Genomic DNA, 19,578 nt, shown 5'->3' with positions numbered 1-19,578 from the left:
GCGGCAACTGGCTCAGGGCTCACTCTGTTCGCCCATTTTCGTAATTTGTCACTCTCTTTATTCTGCGTCTTCTGCTAAGAGTTTAGCTCGTGTTGCTTCATCTAAAAGTGGGTAGCCTAGACGTTTGCGTTCTGCGACAAAGGTTTTGGCTACGACACGGGCCAAGTTACGGATACGAGCGATATAGCCTGCACGCTCTGTTACAGATACCGCACCACGCGCATCAAGTAGGTTAAAGGTATGTGAACATTTGAGAACATAGTCATAGGCAGGGTGAACCAAACCTTCTTCCAAGGCACGACCAGCTTCTTTTTCAAACTTATCAAAGTTTTCCAGCAACATTTCTTGATCCGAAATTTCAAATGAATATTTTGAGTGTTCGTACTCAGGCTGGATGAAGATTTCTCCGTATTTTACACCATCAGCCCATTCGATATCATAGACAGAGTCTACTTCTTGAATGTAAGAAGCCAAACGCTCCAAACCATAGGTAACTTCCGCAGTCACAGGGCCAGTTGCCAATCCACCGACTTGTTGGAAATAAGTGAACTGAGTAATTTCCATCCCATCAAGCCAAACTTCCCAACCAAGACCAGCTGAACCAGTTGATGGATTTTCCCAGTTGTCCTCAACGAAACGAATATCATGTTCCAAAGGATTAATTCCCAATTTTTCCAGAGACTCAAGGTACAGTTCTTGGATATTTGATGGAGATGGCTTCATGACCACCTGGAATTGGTGATGTTGGTAAAGACGGTTAGGATTTTCTCCGTAACGACCGTCAGCAGGACGACGTGATGGCTCTACATACGCTGCATTCCATGGCTCAGGTCCGATAGCACGAAGGAAAGTGTAAGGACTCATTGTTCCCGCACCTTTTTCGTTGTCATAAGCCTGCATAAGCATACAACCTTGGTCATTCCAAAATTGTTGCAAAGTCAAAATAATTTCTTGAAATGTTAATTTCTTAGACATTGTTTACTCCTTTAATTTATATTATCTTTTTAGATTTATTTATCAAGTAACCAAGAAAAGGCTGGGTCCTGAAAAATATGACGTTTAGGAACAGTTTGTAAATTCTGATCGCATTCATCTATTGTACCTAATTTCAAAGCACAGACTTCTGGTATATTTTCTTGAACAGTGAAAATTTGACTATGACAGTTCTGGCAGTAATAACGCTGTTTTCCTGGAGAAGAACTATAGGAAACAAGCTTTTCTTTTCCATGCAATACTAGCTTTTCACTGCTAACTTTAGCATTAACTGTATAGGCAGACGCAGTTGCTTTCCTACAAAATGAGCAATGACAAAAAACTAATTCCGATAATTCCTCATCTAGAGTGTAGGTCACTGCTTTACATAAACAAGATCCTTTAAGCATTATGCTCCTTTCTACTTAGGCATTAGACGAATTCAAAAAGAACCGAATTTCAACACCCAAGCCTTGCGACTAGGGGCGTCAGAAACGCGGTTCCACCCTAATTTATTACTTCATTGTTTTTGAAAATACTACAGAAAGCGCCAGTTCCTTATTTTGCACTACTTGGCTCCCACTATCCCAAGCTCGCTTGAAGAACGCCATAAGACTTTCTTTCCTGTAGACTATTATATCAAAAATTAGAACAATGTACAATTCTTTTTATGATTTTCTAGAAATCCATATCATCAACTCGTGGAGCACCAGACTGAACAGCAATCGCTTTTAAGATTTCACGTTCCTCATGATTCAGTTCAATTTCAAAACAATCAAGATTAGCCTGAATACGAGACGCTGTGACAGATTTTGGAAGCGGTAAAAATCCTTCTGCTAAGCTCCATGCCAAGGCTATCTGAGCAACAGACTTTCCGTGATTTTCAGCTATTTCTTGCACTTGCTTGCTATCAAACAGTTCTCCCTGACCAAAAGGTCCCCAAGCTTCCAATAAAATTCCTTTTTCTCGACAATAATCTACAACTTCCTCTTGATACACACCTGGAGCCAAACGAACTTGATTGACCGCTGGAAGAATTTTTGCTGTTTCAAGCAAGGCATCCAAATGATGGGGAAGGAAATTACTAACTCCAATAGCACGGATTTTGCCTTCTTGATAGAGGTCTTCCATAGCCCTCCAAACTTCTGAATTTCGGATTTTCCAGTGGTTATTTTCTCTGAGAGGTTTTGGATTTGGCCAATGAATCAAATACAAATCCAAATATTCCAAGCCCAGCTTCTCTAAAGACTCTTCAAAAGCCTGACGAGCTTGCTCATAGTTGTGATTTGTATTCCAGAGTTTGCTGGTTACAAAAATTTTCTCACGCGGAACGCCACTATCTTGAATGGCACGACCAACGCTTTCTTCATTTTTATAAATAGCTGCCGTATCGATATGACGATAACCAGCCTTTAAAGCCTCTAGTACAGCTTGATAGGCAATCTCTCCATTTTCAGCTTTCCAGGTTCCAAATCCCAGTACTGGAATCGTAACACCATTATTTAAAGTATAAGATTTCATTATTTTTCCTTTCTATGAGAAGAAAATCCAAAGAGCCAAATTTTCAAGGAAAACTTTTCTCTTTAGATTTTGTTTATTATTGATCACGGTCATAATAGAGTTGGTGAGCTTTAAGACGAGAGTCTAACAAATCTGGTATGGTTACAAAGTCATAACCTTGACCTTTCAAATAGTCAATGACCTTTGGTAAAGCATTCACTGTCTCAGCATGGATATCATGCATGAGAATAATAGAACCATTCTTGACTTCACGCTGAATTTCTGTCAAAATAGATGCTTCATTTTTACTCTTCCAGTCCAGACTATCGACATCCCACATAATAAAGCTCAAATCGAGACTATTGCGAATGTCATCTGTAATAGCCCCATAAGGGGGGCGCATAAGTTTGGAGCTAGACCCCAACACTTTAGTTAGCGCATCTTCAGTATCAGTAATCTGTTTTTTAGCTTCATCAAGGGAAAGTTTAGAAAGCACTGGATGACTCCAACTATGGTTTCCAATAACATGGCCATCCGATTTCATACGTTTCAAAATCTCTTCATTTCCAGAAACATTCTTACCTAAAACAAAGAAAGTTGCCTTGATACCATACTTAGAAAGTGTATCTAATGCTTGATTTGTCGTTGCAGGATTTGGTCCATCATCAAAAGTCAAGGCTACTACTTTACGATTTTTCTTTTCATAATAAGCCTTATATAGCTCTGCATCCTTATCTAAAAAATAAGAGGACTGAATAACTTCAAAGAAACTAGATACTGGCAATGCAATCTCGTCTAGATTTTCAACTGACTGACTTGGATAAAGGATAATCTGACTATCCTTGTAATCAAAATTCCATGCAGACAAGTCTTGGTCAGAGAAACCTTTAACAAGCTGATCGATCTTTTCTTGCTCCAATTTTTTATCCTGTAAAAAAGAAGTCAGTTCTTTTATTAGTTTCTCTTTGGCCTTACTAGCATCTGAAAATAATTGATCAAGTGTAAAAGGTTTACCATCTTCTGTCAAATGGACTTTTGCCAGACTAGTTTTTTCAGTCTCTTCAACTTTTGACGAAGTTAAATCATAGACTTGTTTCATCACACTTCGGTTAACAATCCCTTTTAAAGTCGAATCCTGTTTCTCCGTATAATAAAAAACTAGATTTTCCTTGTCTTCCAGATTTTCCTTAATATCCTGTGTCATGATTTCTTTTACAGATGAAATCACTTGCTCCCCTTGGAGAGGATAATAGGCAATTACTTCGGCTTGTCCCTTACGAAAATGATCTTTCTGATTTCCCTCACTCAATTGATCATCTTTCTCTTTTTTGAGAGTTTCAATCCTTTGTTCAAAACTTTGCTTTGTATATATTTTGTATCCAATCATTGAACCAAGGACACAAATACTTACTGAAAAGATAGCTACTAGGGCTATTAAACCGATTCTCTTTTTATCGTGTGTAACACGTTTTGCTCTACTTTTATCCATAGAAATATCATATCAAATTCAGGCTATAATTTCAATGAGAAATAAGTACTATTACTCGTTTTGAACAAAAAAATAGGCTCCATAATATCTATAGGGGGATTTACCCACTACAAATATTATAGAGCCTTTTATTATGTTAGAAACGAATCGTCTCACGTGTTTTTTCGTATGAAGTGACAAAACGGTTGGTTACACCTGGTTCTGCAACTTCCAAAGCTTGCGAAATCTTATCAAATGAAGCATGATAATCAAATTCTTTTTCAAAAATTTCTAATGATTCATTAAAAGCTTCTTGAATTCGTTCATCAAATGAGCGGTAACGGTTCGAATACTGTAGCAATTGTTCTGTCAATGTTGCATATTGAACAATATTATATGTTTCTTCTTCAAGTGCTTCCATATCATTGGTTGTAATTTCAAGCATACGGTTCACAGCTTCGATATTGACCCGAGCTTCTTCTAGTTCAGCCATCAACTCTTCAGTATGGTTACTTGCTGTAAAGAACAACTGTAAGAAATTCTGAGGAATACCTGGAAGATTGCGTTTTTCCATATATCTCTTAATCGTGTGAAGACGATTAACATAAACATTTGCCTTCTGGCGAGCATTGATATCATCTTTTTCAATCTGAGCAAGGCGTTGACTAACCGCAACTTGTTCATCTTCAATTTCCTTCAAAGTCGCTTGTAAGTTTTCCAAACGATCTTCAAGGAATGAATAAGGTTCAGAATGTTCCTCTTGTTCAGAAGTTAATTCCAATACAGATTCTTCCAAAGACTCTAACTCAGCTTGTAATCTATGAACATGACTAACATCTGTTTCAGATAGTAGGTAATTGTTACTCAATCGTTGAATATCTTCCACTAAAACAGCATTACTATCTTTCATGTGTTTCAAATATGTAGGAAGGGTTGCAACTAAGCCTTCTACTACTTTTTGAGCAGCGATTTCTCGTGTAAAGATATCATAGAGTGTATTGATTTCTTCTTGAACTTGAGTATTTTCATACTCAGCATTATCCAACTCTAATTGTGCAATATTTTCGTGGTTTTTCTTCAAAGCTTCATAAAGCAATTGGAAGCGAGATTCAATATCCGTTTCAGCAAAATGATAATTAGCATCTAAAAGCTTACGGTAACCGTCTTCCAAGTCTTCTAATTGATCAGGTAGCTCTTTAGATAATGTTTTTACAATTGCTGGCAGGCGATCTACTATGTGACTCAAAGCCAAAATATGATTTTCAGCATTATCCAAAATCACAGCAGCTTCTACTGGGTCACCTGAAGTGTTCAAAGTAACAAACTGAGAAAACTCTGATTGGATATTTTCCAATTGTTTTTCGATTTCAGATAAACCTTGGCCATATTCTTCAGAATGATCAGCCACTCGGTGTTGCAACTCTTCAAACAAGTCCAAAGTATGAAGAACACGTCCACTATTTTTAGACTCTTGTTTCTCCAAATCTGCCAAAGCATTGCGAATTGCCGCAATATCTTCTTCAATCAAGGTAATTTGACTCTCGATTTGGTCTATTTGATGACTGGCCTTGAAAAAACGGAATGAGTTGTTATAGCCTTCTGCCTCAAAAAGATTATTTTCGATATCTGCAAAAGAGTTAAGAGATAGGTCAACCCATTTTTGGTTCCATTCACGGAAAGTCACTTGACTTTGTCCAATCAAGTGCATATTTTTTACAGCTTCAACTTCATCATTAACTGGAAGATTGTACAGCTCTTCTTTTTTCTCTTCTAAAATTGCTAATTTACTTTCATTGCGTTTCCGTACATAAATTGCTATAGCATATGAAATCAGCAATATAATTGCAATTGCAATTATAAGATATACTACTAGACTACCAGACATATTAAACTCCTTTTTAACTTGAAACAATCGTAATGATTATATCATATTTTTTAGACCAAGGGAACTACTTCTCCCGATTTTTTAGACATCAAGTGTACTATAGACGGCATTTTCTTCGATAAATTCACGACGAGGCTCTACTCGATCCCCCATCAACATATCAAAGATTTTATCTGCTTCTGCAGCATCGTCCACAGAAACTCTTGCCATTAAGCGATGTTCGGGATCCATGGTTGTTTCCCACAACTGGTGATCATCCATTTCACCCAAACCTTTATAACGCTGAATGGTTGGTTTGGCACGTCCTTCACTATGGCGGGCCAAGGCTTCTTGGAGTTTAATTTCTTGATCCGCTCCTGGCTGGATATATTCTTTAATCTCGCTTCCAACCTTGACACCATAGATTGGAGGTTGGGCAATATAAACATAACCAGCTTCTAGTATTGGTTTCATATAACGATAAATCAAGGTTAAAAGAAGGGTACGAATGTGAGCACCATCGACATCGGCATCGGTCATCAAAACGAGTTTTTGGTAACGGGCTTTTGAAACATCAAATTCTGCCCCGAATCCTGTTCCCATCGCTGTAAAAAGACTACGAATTTCTTCGTTAGCTAGAATCTTATCCATACTTGCCTTTTCAACGTTCAAAATCTTACCACGAATCGGAAGGATTGCCTGAAATTCACGGTTACGACCAGATTTGGCTGACCCACCAGCTGAGTCTCCTTCGACGATGAAGAGTTCTGTTTCTGCAGGATTGTTAGAAGAACAGTCCGCCAGTTTTCCTGGAAGGTTAGAAATTTCCAAACCAGATTTTTTACGGGTAACTTCACGCGCACGCTTGGCAGCCACACGAGCCTTCGCAGCCAAAATCCCTTTTTCCACGATACGTTTGGCAATCTGCGGATTTTCCATGAGGAAATCAGAGAAGGCATCGCTGAAGAGGCGATTGGTAATCTTGACCACTTCGCTATTTCCCAATTTGGTCTTGGTTTGTCCTTCAAACTGTGGATTTGGGTGTTTAACTGAGATAACAGCAGTTAATCCTTCACGAACATCTTCCCCTGTTAGGTTGTCTTCATTGTCTTTCAGTAACTTATTTTTACGAGCATAATCGTTGATAACACGTGTCAAGGCTGTACGGAAACCTTGTTCATGCGTTCCACCTTCATGGGTGTGGATATTATTGGCAAAACTCATGACATTTTCATGGTAGCCCGTTGTGTACTGCATGGCTACTTCAACTGTGATATCCTCCATCTCACCGTCAGTATAGATTGGTGTATCAAAGATAACATCCTTGTTCTCATTGATATATTCAACGTAGCTAGCAATCCCACCTTCATAGTGGTAATGCTTAGTTTGTTCTAACCCCTCACGCTTATCTGTAATGGAGATTTGAAGACCACGATTTAGAAAGGCCAATTCTTGAATACGTTTATTTAATTTATCAAAGTCAAAAGTGGTTGTTTCAGTGAAAATTTCTGGATCCGGTGTAAAGTGAACTGTTGTTCCCGTTTTATCCGTATCTCCAACTACTTCAAGATCTGCGACAACATGACCACGACGATATTCTTGGTAATGAATCTTACCATTTTTGTGGACATGAACGTCTAATTGAGTTGAAAGGGCGTTAACAACTGAGGACCCCACTCCGTGAAGACCACCTGAGACCTTATATCCGCCACCGCCAAACTTTCCTCCAGCGTGAAGAACAGTAAAGACAGTCTCAACGGCAGGTCGACCTGTTTTTTCCTGAATATCGACTGGGATACCACGCCCATCATCAACAACTGTAATCGAATCATCGGGCTCAATAAAGACTTGAATATGGCTAGCAAATCCTGCCAAGGCTTCATCAATTGAGTTATCAACAATTTCCCAGACTAGATGGTGAAGACCTTCTTTTGAGGTCGATCCGATATACATCCCTGGACGCATACGAACAGCCTCTAAGCCCTCTAAAACTTGAATTTGACTGGCATCATAATCTTGTGCCTGCAGATTTTTAATTTCTTCTGTCATCTTATTCCTTTTTCTTACATGTCTAATACTTGTCTTAAATTCACGATACTGGTAAACAAGTGGGTATCGAGTCCAGCAGCTTGCCCTGCTTCGATATCAATCGGCCGATCACCGATGACAAGACCAGAGTTAATTTGATACTTTTCTCTTAAATAAATCATGGACTCAGGATCTGGTTTTCTCTTAAAGCCTGAGTTAGAAGTCACCACTTCTGTAAAATAAGCTGCTATAGAGGTTTTTTCTAAAATTTCCAAGACCTGATCATTTCGATGAGAAACTAAAAAATGACGGGCACCTTGATTTGAGATATCTTCCAATAAACCAGAAACTCCATCAAATAAAATCGGATGTTCTAGCTCTCTGGCTTCATTTTCCTTGTACTTTTCTAAAAAATTCTCTAAGTTGGGAGCGAATGTCTCAATCGCAAAATCAGTAGAAACCTTTAAAGCCTGATAGACACTGTCATGGTCTTGTGTGATGCCATACAATGCCAATGTTTCAACAAATGCAGCTGTTGAAGTTTCGTAATTATCTAGTAAAGTTCCACCTAAATCCCAGATGTAATCGTGATATTTCATACCCTTCATTATAGCATTTTTTTATGAAAAAAGCGATGATTTCCTTGAGTTTTCCACATAAAAAATGCTCTATATTATTTGTAGTGGGTAAATCTATTATAAATACTATGAAACCTATTTTCTTGTAGAAAAAAGTTCCATATGACCCATAATGAAAAGCGACCAAACCATCATTAGAGAGAATCATATGGAACAATTATATTTTAACACAAAACTACTTTATATTAAAAATCCTAATATCCAATTTATGGATGTTATTAATAAGGGGGGTAACTTCTCAAAGTAAGTTCCACTTGACTGGTATTGAGCCTAGCTTTTCACTGATCTTCTCTTGAAAGTTTAAAACTGACTACAAACAGCTCAGCAAAGCTAACTTATAAAACCTTACTCAAGAAGTCCTTAGTTCGTTGTTCTTGGGTTTGTTCAAAAACCTGTTCAGGTGTTCCGTCTTCGACAACCACACCGTCTGCCATAAAGATGACACGGTCTGCCACCTCACGAGCAAATCCCATCTCATGCGTTACAATAACCATGGTCATTCCTGACTTGGCTAGGTCTTGCATAACAGCCAGCACTTCACCTACCATTTCAGGGTCCAGGGCTGAAGTTGGCTCGTCAAAGAGCAAAACATCAGGTTCCATAGCCAAGCCACGCGCGATGGCAATCCGTTGTTGCTGGCCACCTGACAAACTCTGAGGGTAAGCATCTGCCTTATCTGGTAAACCAACTTTTTCCAAAAGTTCCTTAGCTCTCTTCTCTGCAACTTCCTTACTTTCACCTTTAGTCTTGATAGGAGACAAGGTGATATTTTCCATCACAGTCATATTAGGAAAGAGATTAAATTGTTGGAAAACCATCCCCATCTTCTCACGCATGGCAAAGAGGTCATTCTTCTTGTCCGTAATATCAACTCCCTCAAAGATAACCTTCCCTTTGGTTGCTTCTTCCAACAAATTCATAGAGCGGAGCAAGGTAGATTTCCCGCTTCCTGAAGGACCAATGATAACGACAACTTCCCCTCTTTTAATCTCGAGGTTGATTCCCTTCAATACTTCATTCTTTCCAAAGGATTTATGTAAATTTTCAATTTTTATCAAGGTTTCTGTCATTATTTCTTATCTCCTTGTCCCATACGTTTTTCAAAAGCTTTCAAGGCTACTGTCAAAATAGAAGTCATAATCAAGTAATAAAAGGCTGCAAATAAAAGTGGTGTCAAAGGTAGATAGGTTGTTGTAGAAACTGTTGTAGCTCCGTTCCACAACTCCATGACACCAATAGCTGATAAAAGAGAACTATCCTTGATAATGGTGATAAATTCGTTCCCCAATGCTGGCAAAATATTTTTGATAGCTTGTGGCAAAATCACATAGCGCATCGCATTTTTAGGACGAATCCCTAAAGAATAGGCCGCCTCTAACTGACCCTTAGGAACTGCATTAATCCCAGCACGAACAGTCTCAGAAACATAAGCACCACTGTTCATAGAGATAATCAAAATCCCTGGAATCAGACGAGAAAGGTCAACACCTAAAATTCCAACCTGAATAGTCGGAGCATTGATGTGCATAAGGGCAAAGGCAATCATAATCTGAACCATCATCGGTGTCCCACGGAAAATCCAAACGTACAAGTTGGCGAGCCAAACAAACGGTTTAAACTTTGAACGTTGCCCAAAAGCCAAGACAACACCCAAAATAGTTCCCAAAAAGACAACACAGATAGAAATGAGAACCGTCACGACAGCCCCATAGTTAAAATAAGGTAAATACTTAGGTAAAAAAGAAAAATTCATAGTCACACTGCTTTCTAAAATAGAATACTGTATGATTATAACATAGAGTGAATTAAAATTCAAATCTTTTGTCTAATTTATTCAAAAAATCTTTAAGCTGGTAGAATTAGCGAGAAATCTTAGTTTTTTCTAGGCAAGTTGGCCTCCTTTATGGTAAAATAGTAACGATAAGAAATGAAGGAGAATCAAAATGGAATCACATTTGGTTAGAATCATCAACCGCCTTGAAGCAATGGCTAAAGACGGCGGAAATTTAAAACGTAATTTTGAACGCGAAGGAGTTGTTGTTGCAGAAGTTGCATACAGCCACGACGAAGAAAACGGCTCAATCTTTACCCTTCGTGATGTCGAAGCTCGCGAAACTTATACGTTTGACAGCATTGACTTGATTGCAATGGAGATTTACGAACTCCTTTACTAATACAAAACAAGCTGGGTTACACCCTGCATGTCTAACCAAAATCCTTTTTGTCTCACAAATAGGATTTTTTTATTCCCTAAAATCTCAAAAATTTTCCTTGTAACAACTTCTCAAAGCTGCAATCTTTTTACTTGCTTTACACCCCAATCCTGTTATAATGAGAGTATAGAAATTTGACTATTTTTGACCTTTAAACAGGTCAGGCTAAAGAAAGAAATGAGGTAGATGTATGCTTTGTCAAAACTGTAAAATCAATGACTCAACAATTCATCTTTATACCAATCTTAACGGAAAGCAAAAACAAATTGACCTTTGTCAAAACTGCTATAAGATTATCAAGACGGATCCTAACAATAGCCTCTTTAAAGGTATGACGGATCTGAACAATCGTGACTTTGATCCCTTTGGTGATTTCTTCAATGACCTAAACAATTTTAGACCTTCTAACAACACTCCTCCGACTCCCCCAACCCAATCAGGTGGAGGTTACGGTGGAAACGGCGGTTATGGTTCCCAAAATCGTGGACCTGCTCAAACTCCTCCACCAAGCCAAGAAAAAGGCCTGCTGGAAGAATTTGGTATCAACGTAACTGAAATTGCCCGTCGTGGAGATATAGATCCCGTTATTGGACGCGATGATGAGATTATCCGTGTCATTGAGATTCTCAATCGCAGAACCAAGAATAATCCTGTTCTTATCGGTGAACCAGGTGTCGGGAAAACTGCCGTTGTCGAAGGTCTAGCTCAGAAAATCGTTGATGGCGATGTTCCACATAAACTACAAGGTAAACAAGTCATCCGTCTGGATGTGGTTAGCCTAGTTCAAGGAACGGGTATTCGTGGACAATTTGAAGAACGCATGCAAAAGCTCATGGAAGAAATTCGCAAACGTGAGGATATTATCCTCTTTATCGATGAAATCCATGAAATTGTCGGTGCGGGATCTGCGGGCGATGGCAATATGGATGCAGGAAATATCCTCAAGCCAGCCCTTGCTCGTGGTGAACTGCAACTGGTCGGTGCAACTACCCTCAATGAATACCGCATCATTGAAAAAGATGCTGCCCTAGAACGCCGTATGCAGCCTGTTAAGGTCGATGAACCAACGGTAGAAGAAACAATCACTATCCTCAAAGGCATTCAAAAGAAATACGAAGACTACCACCATGTTCAGTATACTGATGCTGCGATTGAAGCAGCTGCAACTCTGTCCAATCGCTACATCCAAGATCGCTTCTTGCCTGACAAGGCCATTGACCTCCTAGATGAAGCTGGTTCTAAGATGAACTTGACCTTGAATTTTGTTGATCCTAAAGTAATTGATCAACGCTTGATTGAGGCTGAAAATCTCAAATCTCAAGCTACACGAGAGGAAGATTTTGAGAAGGCAGCTTATTTCCGCGACCAGATTGCCAAGTATAAGGAAATGCAAAAGAAAAAGGTCACAGACCAAGATACTCCTATCATCAGTGAGAAAACCATTGAGCACATTATCGAGCAGAAAACCAATATCCCTGTTGGTGATTTAAAAGAGAAAGAACAATCTCAACTCATCCATCTAGCCGAAGATCTCAAGTCTCATGTTATTGGCCAAGATGATGCGGTTGATAAGATTGCCAAAGCTATTCGCCGTAATCGTGTTGGACTCGGTACGCCTAACCGTCCTATTGGAAGCTTCCTCTTTGTTGGGCCAACTGGTGTCGGTAAGACGGAACTTTCCAAACAACTAGCTATCGAACTCTTTGGTTCTGCTGACAGTATGATTCGCTTTGATATGAGTGAATATATGGAAAAACACAGCGTGGCTAAATTGGTCGGTGCCCCTCCAGGTTATGTTGGCTATGATGAGGCTGGGCAATTAACGGAAAAAGTTCGTCGCAATCCATATTCACTTATTCTCTTGGATGAAGTAGAGAAAGCCCATCCAGATGTTATGCACATGTTCCTTCAAGTCTTGGACGATGGTCGTTTGACAGATGGACAAGGACGTACCGTTAGTTTCAAGGATGCCATCATCATCATGACTTCAAATGCAGGTACAGGTAAGGCCGAAGCCAGCGTTGGATTTGGGGCTGCTAGAGAAGGACGTACCAACTCTGTTCTCGGTGAACTCGGTAACTTCTTTAGCCCAGAGTTTATGAACCGTTTTGATGGTATTATCGAATTTAAGGCTCTCAGCAAGGATAACCTCCTTCAGATTGTCGAGCTGATGCTAGCAGACGTTAACAAGCGCCTTTCTAGCAATAACATTCATTTGGATGTAACTGACAAGGTCAAGGAAAAATTGGTTGACCTAGGCTATGATCCAAAAATGGGAGCACGCCCACTTCGTCGTACTATTCAAGACTATATTGAGGATGCCATCACTGACTACTACCTTGAAAATCCAAGTGAAAAAGACCTCAAGGCAGTTATGACCAGCAAGGGCAAGATTCAAATTAAGTCTGCCAAAAAAGCTGAAAAAATCAAAGAAAATACTTCTGAAAAATAAATATAGAAATCATAAAAAGAACAGGAAACAAGATTTCCTGTTCTTTTTAGTTCTCCCCTTGAACTTGATAGCGAAGAATCGTTTTCAATTTGCTTTGCTCCGTTCGATGAAGGTTATTGAGATAGATTTCTCGGTGAACCTCAGTAATTCTTTTTAGCTTATGGTGTTGACAAAAACTCTCCATCTCTGCAAAAGTCTCATTTTCTGTATCAAAAGGTCCTACATGAAGCATGGCAAGACTTTGACCATCTTCTATTTTTTCAAAACAAATAGCCTCATAGAAAGGATTTGGCTTCTTTATTTTAACCTCCTTCATAGCTTCCTCAAATAGTTCTCGCGTAATAAAATCGGGTTGCCCAATCATAATGCTATAAGAAAGCTCACTTTTTACCAGTTCTCCTTCCCTCTCCTTTTTCCATAAACCTTCTAAAGGAAAGACAGTAAAATCAGTGTAAACCTCATTCAGAGGAGCTTTTTTATACTTCATCTTTATCGCATAAGCTAAGGCAAATAAAGCCCCTACTCGTTCTGAAAAATCCTCTTGATTTGGATCGCCTTTACCATCAATCACGATATAGGATTGACTAGGTACCTGCAAAATAGTGGGCTTAGCCTTAATTTGATAAAGACCTTTCGCTTCTTTTCTCCATTCATATTTCATTTGGTTCTTCTCCTTTCTAGCTCTAGTATAGCACTGAAACCTTGACATCTTTTGTCAAGGTTTGTAAAGTTTTTGGATTTTTTCTAATCTAGAAAGCAATTCCTTCTTCACATGAGCAGGTTCTAGTATTTCCACCCCATCTAAATAAGACAGGAGGTAAGTATACAGACTTTCGTGCTCTGAAAAGAGCGTTTTGACATAGTAAGATCCATCCTCCCCCAAGCTAATCTCATCTTCTGAAAAATCTTCATAAACCCTGAAAGCAAGCTTGTGGCTAAACTTCAAGGAGACTTCAATTTGAGTTGCCACTTGATCTGAACTATCAACCGAATCCATCACATTTTTCCGCTTCACTATTTCATTGGTTAGATGATAATTCCTAATTCTGGATAATTTGAAAAAACGCCAATCTTCCTTCAAACAACAGTAGGCATGAAGGTACCAATCTCTCTTTTTAAATACGAGTTTAAAAGGTTCAACTGTACGAATCGTTTTCTGACCACTCCCACCTAGATAAGTGATAACCAGTCGCCTCTTCTCTAGAATAGCATGTTTGATATTATCAAATAATTCTTTTTGACCTTCTCGCTTTCTCCAGTCAGTCAAATCTACTTCTATCCAAGGGCTGGTAGAAACTTGAAAAATAGATTCTAATTTTTCAAGTAACAGGTCTTGTCTGTCATCCGTCAGAGCTTGAATCCCTTGCAAAGCAGACAACAGTTCTATTTTTTCATTCTCCGACACAAGAGCGCGATCCAGGACAAAGTCCTTCATTAAAAAAATTCCACCTGAGTTTCCAGGAATCGAATAAATGGGAATCCCCGCCATACTTAAGCGCTCAATATCACGATAAATTGTTCGTACAGACACTTCAAATAATCGGGCTAATTCAGGAGCTGTTGTACTGCCTTTTTCTAAAAGTAGATATAGGATGCGAAATAATCTTGATTTTGCCATAAAATCACCTCCCTTTTATTATACCAGTTAAAGAAGTCCGTTTGGAGAATTTACCCCAATAAATATCGATAAAGTTAAAGTAGATTTTCTTCACAAGTTCGTTGGTTTCTTCTTGACAGCTAGGCCTTTGTCCATTAAGATAATAATAAAGATACTAGATAATGAGGAAAATGCAATGGTAAACCCAACCTTTGGAGAAAAAAAAGAGAATGTAACCTACCAGCACCGTTATGGCGTATACGCAGTTATCCCTGATACTGAACAAAAACAAATAGTTTTAGTTCAAGCACCTAATGGCGCTTGGTTCTTACCAGGTGGCGAAATTGAAGCAGGTGAAAATCATCAAGAAGCCCTAAAGCGTGAATTGATTGAAGAGCTCGGCTTCACAGCTGAAATTGGTACCTATTACGGACAAGCTGACGAATATTTTTATTCTCGTCACCGTGACACCTACTACTACAATCCCGCCTACCTCTATGAAGCGACCTCTTTCAAAGAAGTGCAAAAGCCACTAGAGGACTTTAATCATATTGCCTGGTTCCCAATTGACGAGGCTATTGAAAACCTCAAACGTGGTAGCCATAAATGGGCAATCCAATCTTGGAAAAAACAGCATAAGATTGACTAAATCAAGCTACTTTATTCAAAAAGTGCTATAATAGAATTAGAAAATCGGAGGAAATATTATGAAGCTTATCAATACGACAAACTCACACTCGCAACTTGTAAAAAGCCAGCTAGAAAGTACAGATGCAACCCTTGTTGAGGTTTATTCTGCAGGGAATACTGATGTTATTTTTACCCAAGCTCCGCTTCACTATGAAATCCTCATCTCAAACAAACACCGCGCTATTCGCGAACCGGAAATCGAAGCTATTCAAGAATTTTTCTTGAAACGTAAAATTGATAAGGACTCTATTGATGAGGCCAATATCAAAACCCTCTATTCAGAAAAATTAATTGGAATTTCGATTCCAACCAAATAAAATCTTGGAGAGATTAGAAAGTGTTTTGAACCTTATGAAACAAAATTAGGTTTATTTAGCTTTTTAAATCGTCTCCAATTTTTTCTTGAAATCCTATCAAACACGGTTTTATAGGTAATAAAGGAGACAAGCATGGGAGACATCATATATAGAGAGGCAAGAATTGAGGAATACAAAAAAATTGGTAAACTATTAACCAATTCCTTTCTTGACTATCCCTTTTTAACGATTATAAGGGATGATTTAAAGAAACCTGACTCCTATCCTGCTTTTGTTGAAACGTTGCAAATTCTGCTTACTAGAGTCTATATTAAGAAGGGAAACTGTTTGGTTGCGGAACAAGATGGAGAATTACTTGCAGTTGCCCTTTTGCAACAAAAGGATTTCTGTATACTATCCTATCTACGAAATGGTGGGACAAACATTTTTCGCTACATTCGACCACAAAATCTCCTTAAATACTTTGACTTTGTAAAACGTTCCAAAAAGCATTTAGAACAATCAGGGGAGTTTGATTGGTATTTGATGGCTTTAGCTGTCAATATAGAAAGTAAGGGGCGGGGAATAGGCAGTACTTTTCTGACACAAGGGGTTGAACCTTATGTCAAATCAAAAGGCTGTAAACACTTGGGACTCATAACTAATACAGCTAGAAATACCTCATTCTACAAAAAAAACGATTATGTATTACTGGACCATATGGACTTAAAATACGGGTCAAAATCAATTGGTAATTGGGCATTTTTAAAAACAATGAATAAATTATAACAGGCCAGCAATTTACAAATCCTATTTAAATAAGGATAACTTATATTTATAAAAACCAACGTTCAAAACGTTGGTTTTCTTATCTATTTGACTGCTTCTTTCAAAGTATCTACCTTATCCAAACGTTCCCATGGAAGGTCAATATCTGTACGTCCCATGTGTCCATAAGCCGCTGTTTGACGGTAAATTGGGCGCTTGAGGTCCAGCATTTGGATAATTCCTGCAGGACGAAGGTCAAAGATTTGACGAGCAGCTTTTTCAAGTTTGCTTTCAGCTACTGTTCCTGTACCGAATGTATCGATACGAACAGAAACAGGCTGAGCAACACCGATAGCATAGGCTAATTGCACTTCTGCCTTCTTAGCAAGGCCTGCTGCAACGATATTCTTGGCAATATAACGAGCAGCATAAGAGGCTGAACGGTCCACCTTAGTCGCATCCTTACCAGAGAAGGCACCACCACCATGACGAGAGTAGCCACCATAAGTATCTACGATGATCTTACGACCAGTCAAACCTGAGTCCCCTTGCGGTCCACCGATTACAAAACGACCAGTAGGATTGATGAAGAATTTGGTTTGCTCATCCAAGTAAGAGGCTGGAATAACTTCTTTGATAACCTTGTTAATGACATCATTGTGAATTTGTTCGTTGCTGACTTCTGGGTCGTGCTGAGTAGAAATAACAACTGTGTCCACACGTACTGGACGGTCATTTTCATCATACTCAACTGTAACTTGTGATTTAGCATCTGGGCGAAGATAGCTAATTTCCCCAGACTTACGAAGTTCTGCCAGACGACGAACCAATTTATGACTGAGTGAAATTGGCAATGGCATGAGCTCTTCTGTTTCATCCACTGCAAATCCAAACATGAGCCCTTGGTCTCCAGCACCAATCAAATCAAGCGGATCTTGGTCTGCATTCCCACGAACCTCCAAGGCTTCGTTGACACCTTGGGCAATGTCTGGAGATTGTTCCACCAAAGATGGATGTACTCCTACAGTCTCAGCAGAAAAACCATATTCTGTATTGGTGTAGCCAATCTCTGCAATGGTATCACGAACCACACGGTTAATATCTACATAGGCATTTGTAGAAATTTCACCAAAAACGTGGACGGAACCAGTATATACAGCTGTCTCAGCAGCAACGTGCGCCTCTGGATCCTTGGCTAAAATAGCATCCAAAATCGCATCTGAAATTTGGTCTGCAATCTTATCTGGATGCCCCTCAGATACAGATTCAGACGTGAATAATTTACGTTCTGACATAAAAATGTCCCCCCTTAAAAATAGTGTTATAGAGTTACAAAGTACTGATAGGTATTTTCATTTTCTAAGAGTTACAACGCGTAAGAAATAAAAACGATACTTTTTTATTTCTAAAGCTAGTAAGGCGCATAGGATGACCGCCCTATAGCGGCATCCGTAGAATGATGAGCGACTTTGGAGCCGTCATTCTTTGCGAGTTGCAAAGTACTGATAGGAAAACTCTTAGTGATAAATACCTACCATCTTATCGGGACTATATAACTTTACCATTATACCATTTTTAAACGCAATTTGCAGTCTATAATGTAGTGTTTCAATGTAGATATTTCGTTCTCATAAATAAAAAAAGTTGGAGCTCAGTACTCCAACTTTTTCTATTAAAATGTTTGGCGTTTTGCTTTACGCTCTGCACGGCCACGAGCACGATTTTCAGCGCGTTTGGTTTTGCGGCGCTTTTCATCAACCGCCCATTGAATTTTCTTCTTATAACCTGGTTTGACTTTTTTCTTTTTCTTTTTAACCAAACCAATCATTTCGATATCAAGTTTATCTTGTTTTTTCTCACGATTGGCACGACGATCACGGTCATAAGTATCTTGAAATTCCCCGTCTTTGACCATCTTAGGAGTAAACTTGATTCCCAATTTCTCCAACTCACGGATATCCGAGTCATCACTTGGCTGATAAAGAGTAATAGCTGTACCTGGTAGGCCATTTCGTCCAGTACGACCAACACGGTGCACGAAGAAAGACAAATCTTGCGGAATGGCATCATTGATGACATGGCTGACACCTTCAATATCAATCCCACGTGCTGCCAAATCTGTTGCGACAATATACTCAAAATCCAGATTTTTCACCTGGTTCATGATACGTTTGCGCTCACGAGGGGCAATATCCCCATGGATTTTTGCCACCTTCAAGCCTTGAGCAGTCAGATATGAATGCAATTCATCAGCACGCATTTTAGTGTTAACAAAAATCATTGCCAAATACGGTTGCATCAACTGAGTCAATTGGTAAATTTGAGCATTCTTATCTCGGCCCTTGGTCGAAATCAACCAATTATCAATGGTATCAGAAATGACCGTTTTGGTCTTGATTTTCTCCATAACAGGATTTGATAAGTATTTTTTCAAGAATGGTTGCAGTTTTTGTGGGATAGTTGCTGAGAAGACCATGAATTGCAGGTCTTTTGGAAGGCTTCCAGCAATCTTATCAACAGTTTCTAAGAATCCCATATCTAAGGTCATATCTGCCTCATCAACCACAAAGGTCTTAGCCTTGTGAATAGCTAGGTCACCAGACTTAACTAAGTCATAAATACGGCCAGGTGTTCCGATAACAATATGAGGCTGGTTACTTGCTAATTTTTCAATCTGGCGAGCCTTATCTGTACCACCCACATAATTAACCACACGAACTTCCACCTCTGAGTGGGCTGCAATCTGACGAGCTGCTTGGTAAATCTGAGTAGCCAACTCACGGCTCGGTGCAGTAATGACTGCCTGTACACTATCACTAGTTTCATCTAATTGCTGGAAAATCGGCAACAAGAAAGTATGAGTCTTACCCGAACCTGTTTTTGATTCACCGACTAGGTCACGACCTGCCAAAACAATAGGAATCAACTTATCTTGCACCTCTGTTGGAGTTGTAAATTTCAACTCCTCCAATGCTTCACTAATATATTTTTTAAATTGAAATTTCGTAAATGACATAATATCCTCGATTCTATCTATCTTATCAATTATACCATATTTTATTCCATTACAGTAGTCTCACTTATTTAGGCTA

General features: G+C 39.0%; 18 protein-coding genes. 5 read left to right on the top strand and 13 right to left on the bottom strand.

The window, feature by feature from the left end; translation table 11 throughout:
- Window positions 1-57 precede the first annotated feature (57 nt).
- From glyQ to D7D53_RS02375, 9 genes are all read right to left on the bottom strand, one after another.
- Window positions 58-975 (bottom strand): glycine--tRNA ligase subunit alpha, encoded by a 918-nt coding sequence (glyQ, locus tag D7D53_RS02420; RefSeq protein WP_000038733.1) that lies wholly within the window; start codon window positions 973-975, stop codon window positions 58-60.
- A gap of 35 nt (window positions 976-1,010) precedes the next feature.
- Window positions 1,011-1,382, bottom strand: coding sequence for a GFA family protein (locus D7D53_RS02415; protein WP_000912012.1), 372 nt, complete (start codon window positions 1,380-1,382; stop codon window positions 1,011-1,013).
- A 268-nt stretch (window positions 1,383-1,650) separates the two neighbouring features.
- A complete protein-coding gene (locus tag D7D53_RS02410) occupies window positions 1,651-2,493 on the bottom strand; it encodes an aldo/keto reductase (protein ID WP_120770006.1) in 843 nt (280 codons plus the stop codon).
- A 76-nt stretch (window positions 2,494-2,569) separates the two neighbouring features.
- Window positions 2,570-3,961 (bottom strand): peptidoglycan-N-acetylglucosamine deacetylase PgdA, encoded by a 1,392-nt coding sequence (gene pgdA, locus D7D53_RS02405; protein WP_120770005.1) that lies wholly within the window; start codon window positions 3,959-3,961, stop codon window positions 2,570-2,572.
- Window positions 3,962-4,097: 136 nt separating this feature from the next.
- Window positions 4,098-5,825, bottom strand: a complete 1,728-nt coding sequence (gene ezrA, locus D7D53_RS02400) for a septation ring formation regulator EzrA (protein WP_084863109.1) — start codon at window positions 5,823-5,825, stop codon at window positions 4,098-4,100.
- An 81-nt stretch (window positions 5,826-5,906) separates the two neighbouring features.
- Window positions 5,907-7,853 carry a DNA topoisomerase (ATP-hydrolyzing) subunit B gene (gene gyrB, locus D7D53_RS02395; protein ID WP_049487808.1) on the bottom strand — a complete coding sequence of 649 codons (1,947 nt, stop codon included), beginning with the start codon at window positions 7,851-7,853 and terminating at the stop codon, window positions 5,907-5,909.
- A 14-nt stretch (window positions 7,854-7,867) separates the two neighbouring features.
- On the bottom strand, window positions 7,868-8,431 hold the full coding sequence (locus tag D7D53_RS02390; protein ID WP_049552627.1) for an HAD family hydrolase: 564 nt from the start codon (window positions 8,429-8,431) through the stop codon (window positions 7,868-7,870).
- Window positions 8,432-8,805: 374 nt separating this feature from the next.
- Window positions 8,806-9,540 carry an amino acid ABC transporter ATP-binding protein gene (locus D7D53_RS02380; protein WP_120770003.1) on the bottom strand — a complete coding sequence of 245 codons (735 nt, stop codon included), beginning with the start codon at window positions 9,538-9,540 and terminating at the stop codon, window positions 8,806-8,808.
- Window positions 9,540-10,223, bottom strand: a complete 684-nt coding sequence (locus tag D7D53_RS02375) for an amino acid ABC transporter permease (protein WP_033686685.1) — start codon at window positions 10,221-10,223, stop codon at window positions 9,540-9,542. Before D7D53_RS02375 ends, D7D53_RS02380 begins: the two co-directional genes overlap by 1 nt.
- A 190-nt stretch (window positions 10,224-10,413) precedes the next feature.
- On the opposite strand from D7D53_RS02375, the gene D7D53_RS02370 reads away from it, so the two are divergent.
- Together D7D53_RS02370 and D7D53_RS02365 are read left to right on the top strand one after the other, a co-directional pair.
- On the top strand, window positions 10,414-10,644 hold the full coding sequence (locus tag D7D53_RS02370) for a DUF1797 family protein (protein WP_000443570.1): 231 nt from the start codon (window positions 10,414-10,416) through the stop codon (window positions 10,642-10,644).
- Window positions 10,645-10,873: 229 nt separating this feature from the next.
- Complete coding sequence (locus tag D7D53_RS02365; RefSeq protein ID WP_120770002.1) at window positions 10,874-13,135, top strand: ATP-dependent Clp protease ATP-binding subunit; 2,262 nt, start codon at window positions 10,874-10,876, stop codon at window positions 13,133-13,135.
- A 46-nt stretch (window positions 13,136-13,181) separates the two neighbouring features.
- Here D7D53_RS02365 and D7D53_RS02360 read toward each other — a convergent pair whose 3' ends face one another.
- Together D7D53_RS02360 and D7D53_RS02355 are read right to left on the bottom strand one after the other, a co-directional pair.
- Window positions 13,182-13,796 (bottom strand): GyrI-like domain-containing protein, encoded by a 615-nt coding sequence (locus D7D53_RS02360; protein WP_120770001.1) that lies wholly within the window; start codon window positions 13,794-13,796, stop codon window positions 13,182-13,184.
- 54 nt (window positions 13,797-13,850) lie between these two features.
- Complete coding sequence (locus D7D53_RS02355; RefSeq protein ID WP_120770000.1) at window positions 13,851-14,753, bottom strand: helix-turn-helix transcriptional regulator; 903 nt, start codon at window positions 14,751-14,753, stop codon at window positions 13,851-13,853.
- 175 nt (window positions 14,754-14,928) lie between these two features.
- On the opposite strand from D7D53_RS02355, the gene D7D53_RS02350 reads away from it, so the two are divergent.
- From D7D53_RS02350 to D7D53_RS02340, 3 genes are all read left to right on the top strand, one after another.
- Window positions 14,929-15,381, top strand: a complete 453-nt coding sequence (locus tag D7D53_RS02350; RefSeq protein WP_120769999.1) for an NUDIX hydrolase — start codon at window positions 14,929-14,931, stop codon at window positions 15,379-15,381.
- A gap of 58 nt (window positions 15,382-15,439) precedes the next feature.
- On the top strand, window positions 15,440-15,739 hold the full coding sequence (locus D7D53_RS02345; RefSeq protein WP_000767189.1) for a DUF1827 family protein: 300 nt from the start codon (window positions 15,440-15,442) through the stop codon (window positions 15,737-15,739).
- A gap of 132 nt (window positions 15,740-15,871) precedes the next feature.
- Entirely contained in the window at window positions 15,872-16,507 is a 636-nt protein-coding gene (locus tag D7D53_RS02340; protein WP_120769998.1) for a GNAT family N-acetyltransferase, read from the top strand.
- Window positions 16,508-16,590: 83 nt separating this feature from the next.
- Here D7D53_RS02340 and metK read toward each other — a convergent pair whose 3' ends face one another.
- Together metK and D7D53_RS02325 are read right to left on the bottom strand one after the other, a co-directional pair.
- Window positions 16,591-17,781 (bottom strand): methionine adenosyltransferase, encoded by a 1,191-nt coding sequence (gene metK, locus D7D53_RS02335; RefSeq protein WP_004259911.1) that lies wholly within the window; start codon window positions 17,779-17,781, stop codon window positions 16,591-16,593.
- A 377-nt stretch (window positions 17,782-18,158) separates the two neighbouring features.
- On the bottom strand, window positions 18,159-19,502 hold the full coding sequence (locus D7D53_RS02325; protein ID WP_120769997.1) for a DEAD/DEAH box helicase: 1,344 nt from the start codon (window positions 19,500-19,502) through the stop codon (window positions 18,159-18,161).
- Between the last annotated feature and the right edge of the window lie 76 nt (window positions 19,503-19,578).

The sequence above is a fragment of the Streptococcus gwangjuense genome (assembly GCF_003627155.1).
In the GTDB taxonomy this organism is placed as follows: domain Bacteria; phylum Bacillota; class Bacilli; order Lactobacillales; family Streptococcaceae; genus Streptococcus; species Streptococcus gwangjuensis.
The sequence above is the reverse complement of the archived record's forward strand: the minus strand, read 5'-3'. Positions and strand labels throughout refer to the sequence as shown.